This window comes from Arthrobacter sp. efr-133-TYG-118 (assembly GCF_030209755.1).
Taxonomy (GTDB): domain Bacteria; phylum Actinomycetota; class Actinomycetes; order Actinomycetales; family Micrococcaceae; genus Arthrobacter.
The window spans coordinates 1-22,146 of the sequence record NZ_JARVRH010000006.1; the positions used below are offsets into that span (position 1 = coordinate 1).

Sequence of the window (22,146 nt, forward strand, 5' to 3'; positions counted from 1 at the left end):
TGTCGATCTGGCAGAAGTCGCAGCGGCGGGTGCATTCGGAGCCGCCGATCAGGAAGGTCGCTTCCTTGTCTTCCCAGCACTCGAAGATGTTCGGGCAGCCGGCTTCCTCGCAGACGGTGTGCAGGCCTTCTTTTTTCACGAGGTTCTTCAGGCCCACGAACTCCGGGCCCATCTGGACCTTGGCCTTGATCCACTCGGGCTTGCGTTCGACCGGGACGGCTTTGTTGCGCTGTTCAACGCGCAGCAGCTTACGGCCTTCAGGTGCCAGGGTCACTGGAGTGCTCCTTCGGGGCTGGATACGAGTGCTTCTTCGTGCTTGCGGAACTCTTCGATGAAGCGCTCGGCAATGTCGGCCGGATTGATGGTCCTGCCGGTCTCGATGGACATGGTGGTGACGCTGGCGTCCGTGATGCCGCACGCGATGATCTGTGCGTAGGGAGCGAGGTCGTTGCTGCAGTTGATCGCCACGCCGTGCATGGTGACGCCGTCCAGGACGCGGATGCCGATCGCGGCTATCTTGCGATCCGGACCCTTGTCGTCGGCAAGGACCCAGACTCCGGCCCGGCCTTTGACCCTCGTGGCCTTGATCCCGTAGTCCTCCATGATCGCGATCATGACGGCTTCGAGGCGCTCGACGTAGTCACGGATCCCGGCGCGGTTCTTCAGCTTGAGGATGGGGTAGGCAATGAGCTGGCCCGGTCCGTGCCAGGTCAGCTTGCCGCCACGGTCGACGGGAACAACCGGCGTGCCGTCAAACGGGCGCTCGTGGTCCTCCGTGAGCTTGCCTGCCGTGTACACCGCGGCATGTTCAAGGAGCAAGACAGTGCTGGGTTTCTCGCCGGCAACAACCTTGTTGTGGAGTTCGCGCTGGATATCCCAGCCGTGCATGTAGTCAACGAAATCCGGGGCAAGACCCAGCTGTGAAAACTCAAGAGTCATGGGGACAAGCTTAGACCCCGCTGGACGCAGGCTATGATTTTGTGGCCAAGCTCTCAGTCGTACTCGGCTTGCTTGCGGGGCTCCGGCCCTCTGGCCTGTGGATAACTTCTGCGGCAATCCGCGATTTCCGGTATTTGTTGAGGCATGGAGACTTATTCGCCGGGCGATAGTGGTCAGGACCATGAGGGGGACATGCCCTCCCTGGACATCGAACCTTCCGAACCTGTGATCCCCGGCTTTGTTCCGGTCCGTGAGCTGGGCTGCGGCGGGAGCGCCACGGTGTGGCTCGCAACCGAGCAGCGGTCGGGGAACAATTTCGCCGTGAAATGCCGTGGCCGGAGCCCGGCGACGGCGGATCCAAGCGAGGCCAAGTCAGCCGTGCTCCGTGAGGTGCGGCTTCTGTCCAGGCTGGACCACGAGCACATCATCAAGGTCCACGGCGTTGTGGATTTGGCAGGGTACTTCGACGGCGGCTTGGGCGTCGTGATGGATTACGCCCCCGGGGGCTCGCTTGGGCAGTTGGTGTCCAGCAGGGGGCGTCTTGGCGTGGGTGAGACGGTGACTATCCTGACGCCCCTCGCGCAAGCATTGGCATATCTGCATCGCCAAGGCATGACACATTCCGATGTTTCGCCCGGGAATGTGCTCTTCACCGCCCAAGGGAAACCGCTCCTCTCGGACATGGGCATTTCCCGCGTGGTGGGGGACGCTGCCGGGATCCCCGAGTCCGGAACTCCCGGGTTCGTGGATCCCGATCCGATTGTCCGGGGGACCGCGGAACTGCAGCCCCAGCGCGATACCTACGCCCTCGCCGCCCTTGGCTGGTATTGCCTCACCGGTTCCGCTCCGGACACTGCGGCACGCAGGCCGCCCCTGACATTGCTGGTGCCCGCGGTCCCTACCGCCCTGGCAGTTGCCATCGAGGCCGGGCTTCATCCCGATGGGCAACAGCGGCCCTCCGCGGCGGAATTGGGTGTCGCGGTCTACAGGAGCGCAGCGCCGGAAGCCGTGGACCTTTCCGTTTCGGTGCACGCGACGGTTGTTCCGGAACTGATGACCCGGCGTCGGGCTTTAGGTCCCCGCTCAAAGCGCGCCCGCATCGCGGCGCTTTTCAACCGCTTCCGTCCGCCGGGAGCAGGACGAATGCGCCGCTGGGCGGTTGCGCCTGTTTCCGTACGACGGCGGGTGGCGTCCATTGCGCTTGCCCTCGGGATAGTTGTGGGCGCCGGATCAATAAGCACAGTGTGGTGGGCTGGCACAGCGTGGCAGGCCGGGGATCGGGGACCGGCAGCCGGTCCGCCGGTGCCGGGCCCGGCGTCGGCGCCCGGCCAGGAAGGGCGAAGCGGGAACGAGGCAGGCTTGCAGGGCAATACCTTGCAGGGCAATACAGGGCAAGGAACCGTCCTCGACGACGTTCCGGTGGCGGCACGGAACCTGATCCGATCCCCAAACCCCGAGGAAGCCGTCAGGGGACTGTCGGCGATCCGGGACACAGCGTTGAGTTCCGGCAAGTTCGTGCTCCTGGACAACGTCAATGTGCAGGGCTCGGCGGCCGCGGCCTCGGATGGAAAGCTCAGGGACGAATTGATCGACGCCGGCTTGGTTCTCGCGGGCTTCTCCACCATTTTGACCAGCGTGAGCGTGGAGGGCCCTCCCGGCCCGGACCGGGCAACGGTCGCTGTCACGGTGGAAACCTCCGCCTATGAAGAACGGGACGCTTCAGGAAAGGTAGTCGGAGCGCGTCCCCGGGGCGAACCACAGGAACTCAGGGTGGTTCTCCTGCGTGGCGAGGACACGTGGAGGATCACCGAGATCCTGGCAAAGCAGTCTTAAGCGATCATTTGCCGCCGCTTGCCACCCATCGGGCGGCGTCCGCCAGCGCGGGGTGCTGCCAGGCAAAGCCTGAGTCCATCAGCCTTGCCGGTTCCATGCGCTGGTTGGCAAGGACAAGTTCCTCTGCCAGATGGCTGCCGAGGGCGAGCCGCAGCGCGGGGGCAGGTACGCGAAGAAACGCCGGCCGGTGGAGGGCCGCCGCCAGCTGCGCAACGATGGCGTTGACGTCGGCACTTTCCGGGGCGCACACGTTGACGGGACCCTCGAGCGAGGAGTTGAGCAGGTATTCGAAGGCTGAAACTTCATCCACGAGGGAAATCCAGGGCCAATACTGCCGGCCGTTTCCCAACGGTCCGCCCACGCCCATCTTCAACAACGGAAGGAGCGGCCCCAGCGCTCCGCCATCAGGGCTGAGGACCACACCCGTACGCGGCGTCACCACTCGCACGCCGGCGGGTGCCGTGTGGGCGGCGGCCTCCCAGTCGACGCACAGGGTGGCCAGCATGCCTTTGCCTGGCCCCGCGTCCTCGCGGAGCAGGCCGGCACGGGACGAGCCGTAGTAACCCGAGGCTGACTGGCTCAGGAACGTTCCGGGCGGAGTTCCCAGCCGTCCCATGGCCGCAGTGAGGGTTTTTGTTGTCCGCAAGCGTGAGTCGATGATGTCCCGCACGCGTGCTTTGGTCCATCGGCGCTCCCCGATGCCTGCCCCGGAGAGGTTGACCACTGCGTCTGCGCCGTCGAATACCGCCTCATCCAGTTGACCCGCGGCCGGATCCCAATATGCTTCGCCGGCTCCTGCAGGCGGACGGCGCACCAGCCGGACGACCTCGTGCCCGCTGCCGAGGAGATGCGCGGAGAGCGCGGTTCCGATGAATCCTGAAGCACCCGATATCACGATTCGCATGCCCCATCTCATCATGGCAAGCATCACTTCAGCATTACGGCAGGCCTCAAAAGGGCTCGCTTCTCCTTTGACTATGATCGAACAATGACCTCCTCCAGCTACTTCCGTTTCCCGCATTTGCACGGTGATTTGATCACTTTCGTGGCCGAAGACGACGTTTGGATTGCGCCCGTGGCCGGAGGCCGCGCGTGGCGGATTTCGGCCCAGCAGCTCCCTGCACGCAATCCCCGCTTCACCCCGGACGGCAAGCGGCTCGTCTGGACCACGATCGTCGGGGCCGCTCCCGAGGTGGTGACAGCGAAGGTCGACGGCGGCGGGTACCGGCAGTTGAGCTACTTCGGTCACGGCACCACCCGCGTCAAGGGATTCACCTCCTCGGGCGACATTGTGGTCACCACGGCTTTCGAACAGGCCGAGGGGCGGCACACGCATGCCTACGCCTTGCCGCTCGACGGCGGACCCGCCGTCGAGCTTCCCTTCGGCCCCGTCGAATCGGTGGCGTTCGGCCCGGAAGTGGGGGACGAGCGTCCCGTTGTCCTTGCCAGCGTGCTCTCCCGCGAGCCTGCCTGGTGGAAGAGGTACCGCGGCGGTACCGCGGGAAAACTGTGGATCGACGCCGACGGGAACGGCGAGTTCGCCCGCTTGCTTCCCGAGCTCGACGGGAACCTTGCGGACCCGCTGTGGGTAGGCGGGCGGATCGCCTTCCTTTCGGACCACGAGGGACACGGAAATCTCTATTCGGTGCAACCGGACGGTTCGGATCTGCGCCGGCACACCGATCACGAGGACTTCTACGTGCGGCACGCTGCGAGCGACGGCAAGCGGGTCATCTTCGAATCGGCAGGCGAGTTGTGGATCCTGCCGACGCTCGAGGCCGATGCCGAAGCGGTACGGCTGGACATCGCCCTGGGCTCGGCCTCCCCGTCGCGCCGGCCGGCACCCCTCAAAGTCGCCGCACACTTGGGCGACGTCTTCCCCGACGCTGCGGGTTCGGCCAGCGCTGTGGAATCCCACGGAACCATCCACTGGCTTCGCCACAAAGACGGACCTTCCCGGGTGGTCGAAGCGACTCCCGGCGTGCGGGCAAGGCTTCCCCGGCCCCTCATTGACGGTCGTATCGCCTATGTGGCGGACCACGACGGCGTCGATTCGTTGTACATCAAGAGGATTGCCCCGCGTTTTTCGCGGCCGGCCGTCGAGGCTCCGGTCCAGGACGCCGCACCCGCGCCGCGCGAATCTGAAGAGGACGGGGCCGGACAACTGCCACGCCCCGTCTCGGCTTCGGCCATCGCGGGACAGCCCGCGACGTCCGAGGTTCGACTGCCGGAACCGCACGCGGAGCCGACGGCGGCGTCCGGTGACGCTGAGGCTGTCCCGGTCAACTCCACAGGTGGCGGAGCAGAAGAGTCACGGCTCGACTTCCTGAGGATCGATTTCCCAAGGGCTGCACGTCCAAGCGCCCTCGAAGCCAGCCCCGATGGCCGATGGCTTGCCGTGGGTACCGCGTTCGGGGACGTCTATCTGGCCGACACTGCCAGTGGCACATTGTCGCTGCTTGTCAGCGTGGGGGACGGCAGCATTGAAGGCCTCGCATGGTCGCCGGACTCACAATGGCTCGCATGGTCCGAACCTGTGACATCCTTCGGTTCACGGAGCAAGTTGCGCATGGTCAACACCGCCAACCCGGAAGACATCGTGGAGGTCACCGACGGCCGCTTCTGCGACGAATCGCCGGCCTTCACTCCGGATGGCAAATTCCTCGCGTTCCTCTCGAACCGCAGCTTTGATCCCGTCTACGACGGCCATGCCTTCGACTTGTCTTTCCCCAGCCCCATCAAGCCGTACCTCGTGGCACTCGCTGCAGCCACTCCTTCGCCCTTCGGCCCGGTAGTGGACCTGCTGGACGAGGACGAAACGGACGCTCCACCCGCCGGGACCGCCGTCACGGTATCCGTGGACCGTGAGGGGCTGCCGTTGCGCGTCATCGCCGTCCCGGTGCCGCAGGGCAACTACTCGGCGCTTTCGGCCTCCAGCGGCGCACTGCTGTGGCTCGACACCCCGCTCTCAGGTGTCACGGGAGATGGCCGCGGCACGGTGCAGGACAAGGCACCCGCTCCGGCCTTGGTCCGCTACGAGCTTGCGAAGCAAAAGCAAGTCACACTCGCCTCCGCGGTGGAGCGCTACCGGCTGTCCGGAGACGGCAAGAAACTGGTCTTCGTCAACGACAAGAAGGTTGTCGCCGTACCCTCCGACGCCAAGGCCGAGGAAGAATCGGGCGAGCTTGTCAATGTTGAGCTGAACCGGATCCGGGTGGTCATGGATCCGTTGGCCGTATGGGGACAGGCATTCGACGAAGCATGGCGGCTGCAGCGGGACTTCTTCTGGACCGAAGACATGGCCGGCCAGGACTGGGATTCGATGCACCGACGGTACCGTCCCGTCGTCGAACGCCTGGGCTCGCATGACGACCTGGTGGACCTCCTGTGGGAACTGCACGGTGAGCTCGGCACTTCCCACGCTTACGTGCGTCCGGCCGCGGCGGGCGAACCCGGAAGCAACGGACAAGGCAGGCTCGGTGCCGACCTCAAGCTCACGGAGGCCGGTTGGGAGATCACGCGAATCCTCGCCGGAGACACGTCCGACCCCCTGGCCAATTCGCCGTTGACGCGGCCGGGAGCCGACGCGAAGGTGGGCGACGTGATCCTCGCGATCGACGGCGTCGGGCTCTCCGCAGACCGTACTCCGGCGAAACAACTGGTGGGCGCAGCGGGCCGGACCGTGGAACTCACGATCTTGAATGGCGGTGGGCACGGGGAGGCGGCGGGCCTGCAGCGGCGGATTGCCGTGGTTCCTGTGAAGGATGAGGAACGCTTGCGGTACCAGGAATGGGTGCACGCCAACAGGCGCACCGTGCGGGAGGCCTCGGACGGAAAGTTCGGCTATCTGCATGTCCCGGACATGATGGCCAACGGTTGGGCGCAGCTTCACCGGGATCTCGACACCGAGACCGCATTGGACGGGTTGATTGTCGATGTGCGTCGGAACCGTGGCGGCCACACCTCGCAGCTCGTGGCTGAACTGATCGGCCGCAAGGTCACCGGCTGGAGCATGCCCCGTGGCGAAAAGCCGCGTACATACCCGCATCACGCACCGCGCGGCCCGGTCATTATCCTGGCCGACGAATTCGCGGGCTCCGACGGCGACATCATCACGCAGGTGTCCAAACTCCGCGGTATCGGCCCGGTTATCGGCACCCGGACCTGGGGCGGAGTCGTAGGCATCGACAACCGCTTCTCCCTGGCTGACGGCACTGGCGTGACCCAGCCGCGCTATGCCACGTGGTTCTCAGGCGGCATCGGTTGGAGCGTGGAGAACTTCGGGGTTGAGCCTGACATCGAAGTGGTGTTCCCGCCCCACGCCTACGCGGCCGGCACGGATCCGCAGCTGGAGTACGGGATCGGCGCGCTCAAGGAAATGGTCCAGGAACTACCCACGGACCGGCCACCGCTGCGTGAAGGCTACCGCAAGGTCCGCCCGGCCGCTTTGCCCCCGAGGCCGCAAAAGGGCTAGCTGAAGGCCCGCAGAAAGAAGTCCCCGCCCTTCCGGAAGGAAAGGCGGGGACTTCGCTGCTTTGGACGTGTTGCCGCTAGGAAGCGAGCGTGGCATCCAGCGTGATCGGAGTTGCACGAAGTGCCTGGGATACCGGGCAGTTGACCTTGGCGTCTTCGGCGAGGCGCTGGAATTCTTCTTCGGAGACACCGGGGATGCGTGCGCTCACGGTCAGGTGGATGCCCGTGATGCCAACGCCTGGCTGGAAGGTGACGTCGGCCTTGGTGTTGACCTCTTCCGGCGTGAAGCCGGCGCCTGCCACGCCGTTGCTGAACGCCATCGAGAAGCATGCCGAGTGTGCGGCGGCAATCAGCTCTTCGGGGCTGGTCTTGCCCTCTGCGGACTCGGCGCGGGCCTTCCAAGTGACGTTGAAGGTTCCGAGCCCGGAGCTGTCCAGCGTGGTGTTGCCGGCGCCTTCGATCAGGTTGCCGTTCCATACGGTGTGTGCGGTGCGTGTTGTAGCCATGTCCACTCCTCAGCGTCGTTGCGAATTGGCATCCGGATACCGGATGCCACCGGGTTCAATCCTAAGGATTCGACGGCGGCGGCGCACCGCTTGTCCGCTCTCAGAGGATTGTGACTGTCACGGTTTAAGCAGCAACGGCCGCCCGGACGGAAGGTCCGGGCGGCCGTTTATCGAGCGGGTTTACGGCCAAATCGTGGCGATGGCGATGTTGAGCAATGCCAACCCGCCGACGCCGTGCGCCAATCCGGTGGAGACTGCTTCGCCCTTCTTGACCTTGCGCGAGCCGATGACGGCCATCACGGCGACTGCGAGACCGATGGCGAACTTGATGCCGAGCTTGAAGTAGTCGGGCTCGCCGAAGTGGGCCGGATCTTGATTGTGGAGCACCGGCAGGACTCCCATCATGGCAATGCCGGTTATCAGCTGCACGAAGGCGCCATCACGCTGGCGTGGGTGGACGGTCGGCTGCTTCATGGTGGCGATCCAAAAGCCCACGATCATGGCTGCGCCGACGATGTGCAAGAACAGCAGGACGCTGAAGAGGATACTCATGGCTCCAGCTTAGCCAGAATCTTCTACGAGCCGTAGCAAAGCCACGGAGCAATATCCGGGCATGAAAAACGGGAAGGCCCCGGCGGTTTCCCGTCGGGACCTTCCCGTCACGCTATAACTGGATTCAGAGGCCCAGGTCGGCTTCGAAGGAACCTTCCTCAAGGCGGGCCCTGAGGGTCTGTAGGAAGCGGCCGGCGTCGGCACCGTCAACCAGGCGGTGATCGTACGTCAGCGACAGGTACATCATGGAGCGGATGGCGATCGAGTCATCGCCGTTCTCGTCGGCAACCACGACCGGTCGCTTGACGATGGCGCCGGTGCCCAGGATGCCCACCTGGGGCTGGTTGATGATCGGCGTGTCGAACAGGGCGCCGACGGATCCGATGTTGGTGATGCTGAAGGTACCGCCGGACAGCTCGTCCGGACCGATCTTCCCCTGGCGGGTACGGCCGGCGACATCGGCGATCTTGCTGGCCAGGCCGGCAAGGTTCAGGTTGCCGGCGTCGGAGATAACAGGGACCAGCAGGCCCTTGTCGGTGTCCACTGCAATCGCGAGGTGTTCCGCGTTGTGGTAGGTGATTTCCTGCTTGTCTTCGTCGTACGCCGCGTTCAGCTTGGGGTGCTGCTTCAAGGCTTCGGCCACGGCCTTGGCGATGAACGGCAGGAAGGTCAGCTTGACGCCGTTCTGGGCCTCGAAGGAGCCCTTGGCCTTGAGGCGGAGTTTGGCGATCTTGGTCATGTCGACCTCGTGCACCTGGGTGAGCTGCGTTGAGGTTTCGAGGGACTCGCGCATGCGGCGGGCGATGACCTGGCGGATGCGCGGGGCCTTCTCCACGGTCCCGCGGAGCGAAGAGGCCGCCACGGGGGTGGCAGCAGGCTTGCCGGGGGTCGTAGGAGCTGCGGACGCCGGAGCAGCGGCTGCGGCCTTCTTTGCGTCGGCCGCGGCAAGCACGTCCTGCTTCCGGATACGGCCGCCGACGCCGGTGCCGGTCACGGTGGTGATGTCGACACCGCTCTGGTTGGCCAGCTTGCGGACGAGGGGAGTGACGTAGCCGGACTCGCTCGAAGACGCTGCGGGTGCGGCAGCCGGTGCTGCTGCCGGTGCGGGGGCTGCCGGTGCCGGTGCTGCCGGAGCGGGTACGGCTTCAACAACGGGCGCTGCCGCGGCGGGGGCCGCTGCTACGGGTGCCGGCGCGGCTGCGGGTGCCGGAGCGGCGGCGGGTGCCGGTGCCGGTGCTGCTGCGGCTGGGGCGCCGGAGCCGATGACGGCAAGAACGGAACCGACTTCAGCAGTGTCGTCTTCGTTGACGCGGATCTCGAGCAAAGTACCGGCCACGGGGGAGGGGATCTCGGTGTCGACCTTGTCGGTGGAGACCTCGAGGAGCGGTTCGTCCACCTCGACGGTGTCGCCAACGGCCTTGAGCCAACGCGTGACGGTGCCTTCGGTGACGCTTTCGCCCAAAGCGGGGAGAGTCACGTCGTGACCCGATGCCTCGCCGGAAGCTGCGGGGGCTGCGGCTTCTGCTGCTGCGGGAGCCGGTGCAGCTTCAGGTGCCGGGGCTGCCGGTGCTTCTTCCGCAGGTGCGGCTGCGGGCGCTGCAGCGCCGTTGCTGCCGCTGCCGATCCGAACCAGGGGAGCGCCGACTTCGGCGGTCTCGTCTTCAGCTACGAGGATTTCTTCGATGATGCCGGCAATAGGAGACGGGATTTCGGTGTCTACTTTGTCGGTGGAAACTTCGAGCAGGGGCTCGTCGACTTCCACTCGGTCACCAACCTGCTTGAGCCAGCGAGTGACGGTGCCTTCGGTGACGCTTTCACCAAGGGCGGGCAAGTTAACGGATTCAGACATGTCGTCCCCGTTCTCCTTATTGATCTTTAGTGCGGATGAGTGTTGCCTGCTGGGGTCCCGCGCACGCAGTTCATGCGGGCGCAGGACCGGGTGTCTTGCGTAAAGACTTAGCCGTGGAGCGGCTTGCCTGCCAGTGCGAGGTGGACTTCGCCCAGGGTCTCGTTCTGCGTCGGGTGTGCGTGGATGAACTGCGCCACGTCCTCCGGGTGTGCTTCCCAGTTGACGATCAGCTGTGCTTCACCGATCTGCTCGCCCATGCGGGAACCGATCATGTGGATACCGACAACCGGGCCGTCCTTCTGGCGGACGACCTTCACGATGCCGCCGGTGCCCAGGATGGAGCTCTTGCCGTTGCCGGCCAGGTTGTATTCCTGGGTCTGGACCTGGTCCTCGCCGAACTTCTCCTTGGCGCCCTTTTCGGTGTAGCCGACGGTGGCGATTTCAGGTTCGCAGAAGGTGACCTTCGGGATGTTCACGTCTTCGACGACCACCGGGTTCAGGCCGGCGATCTCTTCGGCGACGAAGATGCCCTGCTGGTACCCGCGGTGGGCCAGCTGGACACCGGGGACGATGTCGCCGACGGCGTAGACGTTGCCGACGCCGGTGTGCAGGCGTTCGTTGGTGATGACGAAGCCGCGGTCGATGGTCACGCCTGCTTCCTCATAACCGAGGTTGGCGGTGACGGGGCCACGGCCCACTGCAACCAGGAGGAGATCGGCTTCGAAGGTCTGGCCGTCAACCAGCGTGACCTTCACGCCGTTGTCGTCCTGCTCGACGCCTTGGAAGAAGACGCCGGTGCTGAACTTGATGCCGCGCTTCTTGAAGGCGCGCTCAAGGTTCTTGACGATGGCGGTGTCTTCGTTGGGAACGAGGGAGGGGAGGCCTTCAACGATCGTGACGTCGACGCCGAAGGACTTCCACACAGAAGCGAATTCGACGCCGATGACGCCGCCGCCGAGGACGATGACGCTCTTGGGGATGTAGTCCATGGTCAGCGCTTCATCGGACGTGATGACGCGGCCGCCGATTTCCAGGCCGGGCAGGGACCGGGAGTAGGAACCCGTGGCCAGGACGATGTTCTTGCCCTTGTAGGCTGTGCCGTTCACGACGACGGTGTCGGTGCCCTGCAGCTTGCCTTCGCCTTCGATGACCGTGATGCCCTTGGACTTGATGAGTCCCTGCAGGCCCTTGTACTTACCGGCGACGATTCCGTCCTTGTAGCTGTTCACGGCCGTGATGTCGATGCTGTCCAACGTGACGTTGACGCCGTACTTGGCGGAATCGCGTGCATGGTCGGCCAGTTCCGCCGAGTGCAACAGGGCCTTGGTGGGGATACACCCGTTGTGCAGGCAGGTGCCGCCGAGCTTTCCCTTCTCGACGAGACCAACGGTGAAACCAAGCTGAACGGCACGCAGAGCCGTGGCGTAGCCGCCGCTGCCGCCACCGAGTACCAGGATGTCGAATTCTTGCGCAGTTGCCTGATCGGCCACTAGGACGCTCCCTCGCGTGAGCGATGACACGCGACTACGCGTCATCTGGTCTTGGAACTTGTACTGCCGCGATTATGCCAGCACCGAAGTTCTCTTGCATTTGTGACTACCGTGGTTCACCTTAGCGAACCACTTATCCATGCTCCACCCTGCCGAGGCTTTTGTGGGGCGCTTGTGGCCAGACTCACGTCGGGCCGTGGGGCCGGTCATAAACCGACCCCACTTGCGGACCGCTTAGGCCGTGGCCAGCACGTCTTCGACGTAGGCGAGCAGCGTCCTGACGGTGCAGCCGGTGCCTTGCTTGGGCGTGTAGCCGTAGGGGCTGCCGTTGTTGAACGACGGGCCGGCGATGTCGACGTGCGCCCAGGGGATCTGCTTGCCCTCGGCGTCTTTGCCGACGAACTCGCGCAGGAACACTGCCGCGGTCATCATTCCGCCGTGGCGTTCGCCGATGTTGGCGATGTCCGCCACCTGCGAGTCGAGGCTGGCCCGCAGTTCTTCCGGCAGCGGCATCGGCCAGACGAGTTCGCCCGCGCGGTCCGCTGCGGACTTGAGGGCGCCCGTGACGGCGTCGGAACCCATGACTCCGGCAGTGCGGTTGCCGAGGGCGATCAGCTGGGCGCCCGTCAGTGTCGCGACGTCGATGATGGCGTCCGGCTGCTCGAGGCTGGCCGCGACGATTCCGTCGGCCATGACCAGGCGTCCCTCGGCGTCGGTGTTGAGGACCTCGACTGTCTTGCCGCCGTACACGGTGAGGACGTCAGCCGGGCGCTGTGCAGCGCCGGAGGGCATGTTCTCGGCGATGCAGAGCCACGCGGTCACCTTGACGGGCAACCCGAGCCCCGCGACGGCCAGGACAGTATTAAGTACGACGGCGGCGCCGGCCATGTCGCTCTTCATGTCGCCCATGCCGAGGGCCGGCTTGATGGAAATGCCGCCCGTGTCAAAGGTGATGCCCTTGCCGACGAGCGCGATCTTCTTGGTGGCCTTGGCCGGAGCGTACTCCACCTTGACGAGGCGCGGCTGGCGGGTTGAGCCCTTTCCAACGCCCAGGATTCCGCCGAAACCGTCCTTTTCGAGGCGCTTTTCGTCCCACACGGTTACCTTGACGGGCAGTCCCTTGGAGAGTTCCTTGGCGGCTTCGGCAAAGGACTCCGGATAAAGGTGGCTCGGAGGCTGGTTGACCAGGGTGCGGGTGGCGTTGACCGCGCGTCCCACAAGCAATGCCCGATCGAGCGCGGGCTGGAGATCCTTGCCGTCAAACGCCGTGTGGATCAGGACCTTGCCGACCGGATCCTTGAGGCCGTCCTTGCTGGAGCGGTGCTCCGTATAGGAATACGAACCCAGCACGGCGCCCTCGGCGACGGCCGCGACGTCGGCGAGGGACGCCGTCGGGAGGGCCAGTGTCACGGAGGACAAGCCGGCCAGTTGGCGGACGGCGGATCCTGCGGTCCGGCGCAGGGTTTCCTCGGCGAGGAGGGCGTCGTCGGCGACCTTGCCGACACCTGCCAGGACGAGGACGCCCGAACCGGTCTCCGGAAGACCCGGCAGACGGTGTACCTGGTCGGCTGCTCCCGTGATGCCGAGGAGGCCCAACGAAGCCGCGAGGGTTTCCGCTGCCTTCGCCCCCAGCGGGTTCCCGAGCAGTACCGGCCCGTCTTCCCCCTGACCGACGGCTATCACGAGCGCGTCGCTGGGCGCCTTCTTCAGGTCCTTGGCGATCGTGCCAAGGGTGATGTCTGTAGTCTTCACCACGAGGATTTGTCCTCATCTCTCTCTGCATGGCTTGGCCGGGCTGCATGTTAGGCGCCCGGCCCTGGTACCCCTCGGTTGTCCGCTTGTGACAACGTCGGTGGTTGCTTGGGTCCGCACACGGCGGCACGTCTCGATCGTAGTCTGTCTGCTGCGCGGGAAAGCAATTAAATGAGAGTTGCGGCACATTGGCCGACAGGAATGCGCGGCCGGTCCGGGGCGTTGTACCAATACATGGAGCGTGGCCGGCCGCCCAGGCGTCTGCTGCGGTGTGAAGCCGCCTGCTCCTCCAAGAACTTGAAACTGCGAAAGGAACATGCCGTGTTTGAACGGATTTCCGGCTCACTCCTTGACCCTGAGTCGCTCTACGCGAGCAACATCGAGCTCTTCCACAGCCCGGATATCAGGGGTCTCAATATGCTGATGGGCTTCACCGGATTCGCTGATGCCGGACACGTGGTCCAGCAGATCAACCGGGAACTGCTGGATACGCTCGAAGTCGAAACCGTGGCTGTGTTCGACGCTGACCAGCTCATCGACTACCGCACGCGCCGTCCCCACATCAGCTTTGTCGAAGACCATCTGGAGGACTACAAGGCCCCTCGACTGGCGCTTTACAAGCTGAATGACGGCTTGGGCGAGCCGTTCCTGCTGCTTGCCGGTTTTGAACCGGACCTGCAGTGGGAGCGTTTCGCGCGCGCCGTCGTCGGGATCGTGGAAAAACTGGACGTCAACCTGGTGACCTGGATCCACTCGATTCCCATGCCTGTTCCGCACACCCGGCCGGTTGGCGTGACGGTGCACGGAAACCGCCCGGAACTCATCGAGGGCATTTCCACATGGAAGCCGACTGTCGAGGTTCCTTCAGCCATCGGCCACATCCTGGAACTGCGGCTGGTCGAAGCCGCGCGGAAAGTGGCTGGGTACGTCATCCACGTTCCGCACTACCTCGCGGATGCCGAGTACCCGCCGGCAGCGGTGGCGGGACTCGAATACCTGGGGGCAGCCACGTCCCTGATGCTGCCGACGGACCGCCTTCGCGAGGCCGGCAGGGAAGTAGGCAGGCAGATCGCCGAACAAGTGGAAGCATCCGAGGACGTCCAGCAGGTGGTTTCAAAACTGGAGTCCCGCTATGACGACAAGGCCGAAGGAACGGTACGCCGTTCCCTGCTCGCCGACGAGAACGACGAACTGCCGAACGCCGAGGACCTGGGAGCAGCGGTTGAGGCGTATCTCGCACGTAAAGATGCGCGCCCATAAAGCAGCTTTAATGCGGCCCCGGGCATAATGGAAGGGTGAACGCACCCCGCGCCTGGCTCATTTGGACGACAGGGGTGCTCGCCTACCTTGTGGCAGTAGCCCAGCGCACATCTTTCGGTGTGTCCGGACTGGAGGCCACCGAACGGTTCCATGCCAGCGCGGCCGCCATTTCCTTCTTCACAGTGCTTCAGCTGCTGGTCTACGCCGGCCTCCAGATACCGGTCGGGCTCCTGGTTGACCGCTTCGGCTCGCGCGCCATGATTGCCAGCGGTGCCGTGCTCATGGGCCTCGGCCAACTCCAGTTGGCTTATGCCGACGCAGTTCCGGCGGGCGTGCTCGGCCGGGTCCTCGTCGGCGCCGGCGATGCGATGACCTTCGTCTCCGTCATCCGCCTCGTGCCGATCTGGTTCGCCCCGGCAAGGGTTCCTCTTGTCACCCAGCTGACGGGAATGTCGGGCCAGCTGGGCCAGCTCATCAGCGTGGTGCCGTTCGCCTTAGTCCTTCATTCGGCGGGCTGGAATACGGCCTTCCTGGCGTTGAGCTCGTTGTCCGCGCTCGCCGTGGTCCTGGTCCTCGCCTTGCTCAGGGACGTTCCGCCGGGTCACCCGCCCCGGGAGAACGCCCAAGGGCTACGCGCCACGGGTGTGACCCTGGCCCGTGCCTGGCGGCAGCCCGGGACGCGTTTGGGACTCTGGTGCCACTTCACTGTCCAGTTCAGCGGCAACGTCTTCGCCATGTCCTGGGGCTACCCGTTCCTTGTATCGGCGCAGGGCCTGAACCCGGCCACCGTGTCCGCCTTGATGGGACTCTTCGTAGTCACCAGCATTCTCGTGGGGCCTTTGTTTGGGACCTTCGTGGCCAGGCACCCCATGCGGCGCTCGGCCATGGTCCTCCTGATTACGGCGGCTACCGCGCTTGCCTGGGCTGCGGTGCTGCTGTTGCCGGGCAGGGCACCCCTGTGGTTGCTTGCCTTGCTGGTGGTCGCCCTGGCGATCGGCGGCCCCGGGTCCATGATCGGCTTTGATTTTGCCCGGACATTCAATCCTTCCCACAGGATCGGCACCGCCACGGGCATCGTCAACGTGGGCGGCTTCGTTGCAGCGCTCCTGACGATCTACTTGGTGGGGCTCATCCTCGACCTTCTCCATACCAGCGGTTTCTCGGGCGGGGAGCTGTACGGCCTGGCGTCCTTCCGCATCGCCTTGAGCGTGCAGTTCCTGTTCCTGCTCGTGGGTACGGTCTTGATCCTCATGACCCGTCGCAAAGTACGCCGCCAGATGGCGGCCCAGGGTGTCCACGTCCCGCCGCTCCTCGTGTCGCTGGCAAACCAGCGCCGGCGCCGCGTGGAATTGCGCCGCGAACGGCTCGCGAAGCAGCGAAGCTCCACGCCCTAGCCTGCTTCGCAGCGGTGTTCCTCCACAGGCGCTTATGGACGCCTTTGTCCACATAGGGCAATTGAGGCCTGCCGTCACCCATTATTTTGCCGATGCTGGATTCATGACAGCAGACAACCGTGTGACCATCTCCCGGCCCGAGGACATCCTCGGCTTCATTCCGCATGCCTTGGGACTCTGGCCGAAGGAGAGCCTCGTTGCCATCACGCTGCGCGGGCAGACACTTGGCGCCACCCTTCGCGTGGACCTTCCGCCCGAGAGATCCGAACGCGTGCTTGCCGCGTACTCACGGAGGATCGGTGAGTATCTGGAAGCGGACCATGACGCCGACGGCGTGCTTTTGGCATTCTTCAGCGACGACGGTTGGGACGATGCCGGCGTTGTGCCACACAAGCTGCGCCTGCTGGAAGCCCTGGAACCCGTCCTGGCCAAGCGTGGCTTGGCACTGCGGGATGCCTGGTTCATTGGTTCCGACTACTGGCGAAGCGCATTCTGCGCCGATCTGGAGTGCTGTCCTCTTCCCGGGCGTCCCGTGGACCAGATCCTGGACAGCCGGCTCAACGCGGAAATGGTGTTCAGGGGGAGCAGCGTCAGGGAATCGCCCGGGAGGTTGGGGCCCGTGGACCAGCCTGCCCTTGATCCGGAGTTCATGGGCGCGGAAGGCGCCGTGCTTGAGGAGTTGCTCCGGCGGTGGCGGAGCAGGAAGTCATTCGAAGAAATGCTGGATGTGTGGACAAAGGTCCTCGATTCCAGCCGTCCAGAGGAATTCGACAGCGAGGCCGCGGCGTTCCTCCGGGCGAGCCTGAGGGTTCCCGCGTGGCGCGACGCCGTGGTCGTCCTGGCAGCCGCGGGGAAAGAGGTCGCCTGCGGCGGTGCGGAGGCCTTCGGCTTCTTTGACGATGAGGACGATGAAGGGGATCCCGCGGTCATTCCGCCCGGGCTCGGTTCCCTGGCGCCGGCAGCGGGCAAGCCGACCGCGGCCGCGGATGTCAGTGTCTTACGCTACGGAGACGTGCTCCTGGGCCTCTACCCGGTGAACCCCGACTGGAACCGGTTGACGAGCCTGGATCAGGTCCTGGCGATGCTCTCCCGGCGCGGCGGCGGGGAGGCACGGGCTGCAATGCTCACGATCCGGGGGTGGATTCAGTGGTGCCGTGGGAGCGGTTCGTTCGCCCACGAGCTCCTTTCGCAGGCTGACGCTGAACAACAGGGCTATCGGCTCGCGGAACTGCTCGCCGAGGTGGTGAGGCGCGGAACGGTGTGCGGCTGGGCCAAAAGCAAGTCATCGGCGTGGCGGAAGTTCGGTGGGGCGGCAGCATGACCCCTGGGCCTGAGGTGACTCCGGGTGTGCGCCGTGGAGGGAAATCCGTGCGGCGCGTAATGTCTGCACGGTAGCGGGTATCGACCCCCTGGAATCCAAAACCGTGAGACAATGGTTGCCGAGACCCGGTTGGGTCCGTGTTTCAAGTGTCGTAAACGTCCCCTGAACTAAGGGAACATTAAGGCGCCGTCGGGAGTTTTACCTAAAGACTCTGCAGTCGGCGATGGCACTTGATGTTGATCACGGACTTGACAGGGTCATAGTGGTGTTGCCCCCATGGTGATTCCACAGACCGCCGCTAGAAAGGTTTTCTGTGACCCCGTCTTCCGCCGAGAAGGAACCCGCCGCCCTGGCCGAACTGTCCGCCGAAGAAAAGAAGGCGGCTACAGCTGCAAAGCGTGCGGCAACGCGTGCTGCCAGTGCTTCGACTGCAGGTGCAGAGAAGCCGGCACCTAAGAAGCGCGGGCCCAAGCCCGGCGCCAAGGCCGCTGCCGAAGCAGCCAACAAGTCCGCCGGCACCGACGAGGACTCCGAAGAAGAAGCCGAGGATTTTGACGCCGTGGTTCCCGACGAAGCAGAGCTCACGGAGGAAGTCGAAGAAGGCGAAGAGGGCAAGAAGCCTGCCACGACCGGTTCCGGCTTTGTTTACTCGGATGCCGACGACGACGATGCGCCTGTCCAGCAGGTCATGTCAGCAGGCGCCACGGCCGACCCCGTCAAGGACTATCTGAAGCAGATCGGCAAGGTTGCCCTGCTGAACGCGGAGCAGGAAGTCGACCTTGCGCTCCGCATTGAAGCCGGTCTCTTCGCCGAAGAGAAGATCAACGCCGACGACGGCTCCATGGATCCGAAGCTCAAGCGTGAGCTCGAATTCATCATCCACGACGGCAAGAGGGCCAAGAACCACCTCCTCGAGGCCAACCTGCGCCTCGTGGTCTCCTTGGCCAAGCGCTACACCGGCCGCGGCATGCTGTTCCTGGACCTCATCCAGGAAGGCAACCTGGGCCTGATCCGTGCAGTGGAGAAGTTCGACTACACCAAGGGCTTCAAGTTCTCCACCTACGCCACGTGGTGGATCCGCCAGGCCATCACCCGCGCCATGGCCGACCAGGCCCGAACCATCCGCATCCCGGTGCACATGGTGGAAGTCATCAACAAGCTGGCACGCGTCCAGCGCCAAATGCTGCAGGACCTTGGACGCGAACCTACGCCTGAGGAACTGGCCCTCGAACTGGACATGACCCCCGAGAAGGTCGTTGAAGTCCAGAAGTACGGCCGCGAGCCCATCTCGCTGCACACCCCGCTTGGCGAAGACGGCGATTCAGAATTCGGTGACCTCATCGAGGACTCCGAAGCCGTTGTGCCGGCGGACGCTGTGAGCTTCACGCTCCTCCAGGAGCAGTTGCACTCGGTGCTCGATACCCTGTCCGAGCGTGAAGCAGGCGTCGTCGCGATGCGCTTCGGCCTTACCGATGGCCAGCCGAAGACTTTAGACGAAATCGGCAAGGTCTATGGAGTCACCCGCGAACGCATTCGTCAGATCGAATCGAAGACGATGTCCAAGCTGCGCCACCCCTCGCGGTCGCAGGTTCTGCGCGACTACCTTGACTAAAGCAACGGACGCCGTGCTTTAACCGGCACAGCCCGTCAAGAAGTGGATCCCCGGAAAATCCAGGGGTCCACTTCTTGCGTCTAGGGGCTGTTCCGTTCGAGTGCCTTGCCGAGGATGCGGGCGCCTTCCGGGAAGGCGGAGGGGTTCGGTCCTGCGAAGTTGAGCCGGATGAACGGTCCCGCCGGTTCGGCCGGGAACCATTCCGTACCGACCGCGATCATCACCCCCGCACTCTCGCAGTCACGGGTCAGACTTTCGAGGTCTGTCCCGTCGGGCAGGCGTGCCCAGAGGTTCAGCCCTCCCTTGGGGATGAGGCTGAGATGGGCCTGGGGGGCGTGCTCGCGCAGGCTTGAGACAAGGAGGTCGCGGCGTGACTGGAGCTGATGGCGGAGGCTGCGCAGATGCGTCTGCCAGGCCGGCTGGGTGACGACATCGAGTGCCGCGGCCTGCAGCAATCCGCTGACATACATCGACTCGGCTGCCCGGTCCGAAAGAATGCGTTCGCGGGCGGGGCCGCGGGCGATGACGGCGGCAACGCGGATAGCGGGTGAAACGCTTTTCGTAAGGGAGCGCAGATAGACCACGTGGCCGGAGTCGTCACGGGCGGCGAGGGGTACCGCCGTCGACGTGATGCCAAAGTCGTGGGCCCAGTCGTCCTCGACGAGGAACGCGCCGTACTGTCGGACGACGTCCAGGACTTCTTCGCCCCGACGGGTGGACCATTGCGCTCCAGTGGGGTTCGCATAGTTCGGTTGGGCGTAGAACAACCGTGCGCCCGTATCCTCAAAGGCCCTGGCCAATTCTTCGGGGTCCGGCCCATCGGCTCCGCTGGGCACCGGGACGATGCGGACTCCTGCTTGCGTCGCGGCAAGGATGGCTCCCCAGTAGCTCGGAGATTCCATGAGGAGCGGCTGCCCGTGGCCCACCAATGCGGTGAAGATGGAGCTGAGGCCGCCTTGGCTTCCAGGCAGCACGATGACGTCGCTCGGTGTTGGCGGGGTGAGCCCAGCCGGCGTCGCGCTGCCGAGTTCGTGCGCGAACCAGGACTGCAACTCGGGAAGGCCCGGCGCCGGAGGCCGGGACAAAGCAGCGTCGCCGCGGGCCACGCGGGCGAGAGCGGCCCGCACAAGCCGCTCCGGCAGGAGTTCCCGGTCCGGGTATCCGGAATGGAAGGCAATAGTGGCGTTCGACGTGTCCCGCATCGTGGTGGAGGCTGAGCGCGGAGGCGCTTGCGGTGCGCGCAGTGCCGCAGTTTGCCAACCGTAATCCGAGGGGCGTGCTGTCCGGATCGCCCGCACGAAGGTGCCGACGCCGGGCCGGCTCTCGATCAAGCCCTGCGAAGTGAGCGCTTGCAAGGCTTTCTGCACCGTCACAGGGCTGGCCTGGTAGTCGGCAACCAGCGACCGGGTGGACGGCAGCCGGGATCCCGGTGCGGCCCCGGCGATCCATTCCCGCAATCGCATCGCAATCCTTGAACTGCTATCGTTGTTCATGAGAGACAATAGTAGCGCTACTACAATAATTCGCCCAGTGATACCGTCCCGTCCGGCAACGGGCCTTTGGTGGGGCCTCGTGGGAGTAGCGGCGTTCTCGTTCACTGTTCCCTTCACCCGGGTGGCGGTTGGTGGCCTGTCGCCCTTGTTCATCGGCTCCGGCCGTGCCGTCGTCGCGTCGATACTCGCGGCATTCGCCCTCTCGCTCACCAGGCAGCGGCTTCCTCGAGGCAGGCAATGGGCGCGCCTTGCCGTGGTTGCCGCCGGGATTGTTGTCGGATTCCCCGTGCTCACCTCGTTCGCACTCACGACGGCGCCGGCCAGCCACGGTGCCGTCGTCATCGCCCTCTTGCCGGCAGCAACGGCAACCGCCGCAGTACTCCGTGGACGGGAGCATCCACCGGTCGCCTTCTGGCTGGTGACGGCCGTTGGGGCTGTTGCGGCCATTGTTTTCGCTTTCGCACAGTCAGGCGGGCCCGGGCAGCTGAACTGGGCGGATGTGCTGCTCCTCGGAGCTGTCGTTGCTGCGGCCATCGGTTATGCGGAAGGCGGACTGCTCGCCCGCGAACTCGGCGCATGGCAGACCGTATCCTGGGCGCTCGTCCTGGCATTGCCGTTGATGACCGGCCTGGCTGCCCTCTCCATGGCCCAGCAGCCACCGTCAGCCTCGCCGGGCCAGTGGGCTGCTTTTGGATATCTCGGAGTCGTCAGCATGTTCTTCGGCTTCTTCGCCTGGTATCGGGGCCTCGCCATTGGACCCATGGCCAAAGTCAGCCAGGTACAACTCATCCAGCCCGTGCTGAGCATTTGCTGGGCAGGGCTGCTGCTGGGCGAATCCCTGGGCTGGACCACGATTGTCGGTGGGCTGGCCGTCATCGTCTGCGCCGGCGTCGCCGTCCGGGTCCGGCTCAATCCGCTGCGCCCAAAACAGAATCGCTGAAGACCAACAGAACAGATCGCCCGTCCCAAGATAGGAAGAATAGAACCATGTATATCCCAGCGCATTTCGAGGCCGGTCCTGACGACATCCACGACCTCCTGACGCGGCCAAGTGCGGCGAATCTGGTCACCATGACGTCGCAGGGCCTGCTCGTGACCCTCCTGCCGCTCATCTATGATCCCTCGATCGGCGAACACGGCGCGCTCCACGGACACCTCGCCCGAACCAACTCCCAATGGTCCGAGCCGGCGATCGGAGAATCACTCGCGATCATCCAAGGAGCGGACGCCTACATCTCGCCTTCCTGGTACGCATCGAAGGCAGAGCATGGACGCGTCGTCCCGACGTGGAACTATTCCACAGCCCACGTCTACGGCAAGCTTGCCGTCCATGACGATGCCGCGTGGCTCGGGAACCATGTCAGGCAGCTGACCAACCTCAACGAAGCCCGCTCCGAGCGACCGTGGTCCGTGGATGACGCGCCGGAGCGCTACGTCTCCGGCCAGTTGCGGGCGATCGTTGGCATCGAGCTGGTCATTACCCGTATCGAAGCGAAGGCCAAACTGAGCCAGAACCGGCCCGACAAGGACATCGACGGGGTCGTGGCCGGGCTTGAAGCCCAAGGGCACAAGGAGATTGCTGCCGACGTAGCCCGGGCCAGGCAGGGAAGTTAACGCAGCGGCCCCCTCCGTCCGGAGGGGGCCGCTGTCTCTGTGAAATTATGTCAGCCGG

At 64.8% G+C, this 22,146-nt stretch carries 16 protein-coding genes and 1 pseudogene; 8 read left to right on the forward strand and 9 right to left on the reverse strand.

Features of this window, described 5'->3' with window-relative positions:
• Positions 1-274: pseudogene (locus tag QRN59_RS05095) on the reverse strand (lipoyl synthase); the annotation flags it as partial.
• Positions 271-939, reverse strand: a complete 669-nt coding sequence (gene lipB, locus QRN59_RS05100; protein ID WP_284981429.1) for a lipoyl(octanoyl) transferase LipB — start codon at positions 937-939, stop codon at positions 271-273. The gene lipB and the pseudogene QRN59_RS05095, both read right to left, overlap by 4 nt.
• Positions 940-1,131: 192 nt before the next feature.
• Here lipB and QRN59_RS05105 point away from each other — a divergent pair, with 192 nt between their 5' ends.
• Positions 1,132-2,772 (forward strand): protein kinase domain-containing protein, encoded by a 1,641-nt coding sequence (locus tag QRN59_RS05105; RefSeq protein ID WP_284981431.1) that lies wholly within the window; start codon positions 1,132-1,134, stop codon positions 2,770-2,772.
• A 4-nt stretch (positions 2,773-2,776) separates the two neighbouring features.
• Here the strand turns inward: QRN59_RS05105 and QRN59_RS05110 are convergent, their stop codons facing one another.
• Positions 2,777-3,676 carry a TIGR01777 family oxidoreductase gene (locus tag QRN59_RS05110; protein ID WP_284981433.1) on the reverse strand — a complete coding sequence of 300 codons (900 nt, stop codon included), beginning with the start codon at positions 3,674-3,676 and terminating at the stop codon, positions 2,777-2,779.
• A gap of 84 nt (positions 3,677-3,760) precedes the next feature.
• On the opposite strand from QRN59_RS05110, the gene QRN59_RS05115 reads away from it, so the two are divergent.
• Positions 3,761-7,246: a S41 family peptidase gene (locus tag QRN59_RS05115; RefSeq protein WP_284981434.1), complete on the forward strand. Its 3,486-nt coding sequence runs from the start codon at positions 3,761-3,763 to the stop codon at positions 7,244-7,246.
• A 76-nt stretch (positions 7,247-7,322) separates the two neighbouring features.
• On the opposite strand, the gene QRN59_RS05120 is transcribed toward QRN59_RS05115, so the two are convergent.
• The 5 genes from QRN59_RS05120 to QRN59_RS05140 all read right to left on the reverse strand — a co-directional run bounded on the left by QRN59_RS05120 (position 7,323) and on the right by QRN59_RS05140 (position 13,397).
• Positions 7,323-7,751: an OsmC family protein gene (locus QRN59_RS05120; RefSeq protein ID WP_284981435.1), complete on the reverse strand. Its 429-nt coding sequence runs from the start codon at positions 7,749-7,751 to the stop codon at positions 7,323-7,325.
• A gap of 180 nt (positions 7,752-7,931) precedes the next feature.
• Entirely contained in the window at positions 7,932-8,303 is a 372-nt protein-coding gene (locus tag QRN59_RS05125) for a hypothetical protein (RefSeq protein WP_284981436.1), read from the reverse strand.
• A 124-nt stretch (positions 8,304-8,427) separates the two neighbouring features.
• Positions 8,428-10,152, reverse strand: a complete 1,725-nt coding sequence (gene sucB / locus QRN59_RS05130; RefSeq protein WP_284981437.1) for a 2-oxoglutarate dehydrogenase, E2 component, dihydrolipoamide succinyltransferase — start codon at positions 10,150-10,152, stop codon at positions 8,428-8,430.
• 107 nt (positions 10,153-10,259) lie between these two features.
• Entirely contained in the window at positions 10,260-11,642 is a 1,383-nt protein-coding gene (lpdA, locus tag QRN59_RS05135) for a dihydrolipoyl dehydrogenase (protein ID WP_284751995.1), read from the reverse strand.
• Positions 11,643-11,876: 234 nt separating this feature from the next.
• Positions 11,877-13,397 (reverse strand): leucyl aminopeptidase, encoded by a 1,521-nt coding sequence (locus tag QRN59_RS05140; protein ID WP_284981438.1) that lies wholly within the window; start codon positions 13,395-13,397, stop codon positions 11,877-11,879.
• Between the two features lie 318 nt (positions 13,398-13,715).
• On the opposite strand from QRN59_RS05140, the gene QRN59_RS05145 reads away from it, so the two are divergent.
• The 4 genes from QRN59_RS05145 (at position 13,716) to QRN59_RS05160 (ending at position 18,981) form a co-directional block, all read left to right on the forward strand.
• Entirely contained in the window at positions 13,716-14,654 is a 939-nt protein-coding gene (locus QRN59_RS05145; RefSeq protein ID WP_284981439.1) for a proteasome assembly chaperone family protein, read from the forward strand.
• Between the two features lie 35 nt (positions 14,655-14,689).
• A complete protein-coding gene (locus QRN59_RS05150; protein ID WP_284981441.1) occupies positions 14,690-16,048 on the forward strand; it encodes an MFS transporter in 1,359 nt (452 codons plus the stop codon).
• A gap of 103 nt (positions 16,049-16,151) precedes the next feature.
• Complete coding sequence (locus tag QRN59_RS05155; protein WP_284981442.1) at positions 16,152-17,369, forward strand: DUF4192 domain-containing protein; 1,218 nt, start codon at positions 16,152-16,154, stop codon at positions 17,367-17,369.
• Positions 17,370-17,682: 313 nt separating this feature from the next.
• Positions 17,683-18,981, forward strand: a complete 1,299-nt coding sequence (locus QRN59_RS05160) for an RNA polymerase sigma factor (RefSeq protein ID WP_284981443.1) — start codon at positions 17,683-17,685, stop codon at positions 18,979-18,981.
• 80 nt (positions 18,982-19,061) lie between these two features.
• On the opposite strand, the gene QRN59_RS05165 is transcribed toward QRN59_RS05160, so the two are convergent.
• Positions 19,062-20,474 (reverse strand): aminotransferase-like domain-containing protein, encoded by a 1,413-nt coding sequence (locus tag QRN59_RS05165; RefSeq protein WP_284981444.1) that lies wholly within the window; start codon positions 20,472-20,474, stop codon positions 19,062-19,064.
• Here QRN59_RS05165 and QRN59_RS05170 point away from each other — a divergent pair.
• Together QRN59_RS05170 and QRN59_RS05175 are read left to right on the forward strand one after the other, a co-directional pair.
• Entirely contained in the window at positions 20,473-21,414 is a 942-nt protein-coding gene (locus tag QRN59_RS05170; RefSeq protein WP_284981446.1) for a DMT family transporter, read from the forward strand. The two genes, QRN59_RS05165 and QRN59_RS05170, sit on opposite strands and share 2 nt — an antisense overlap.
• A gap of 47 nt (positions 21,415-21,461) precedes the next feature.
• Positions 21,462-22,088, forward strand: coding sequence for an FMN-binding negative transcriptional regulator (locus QRN59_RS05175; RefSeq protein ID WP_284981447.1), 627 nt, complete (start codon positions 21,462-21,464; stop codon positions 22,086-22,088).
• Positions 22,089-22,146 lie beyond the last annotated feature (58 nt).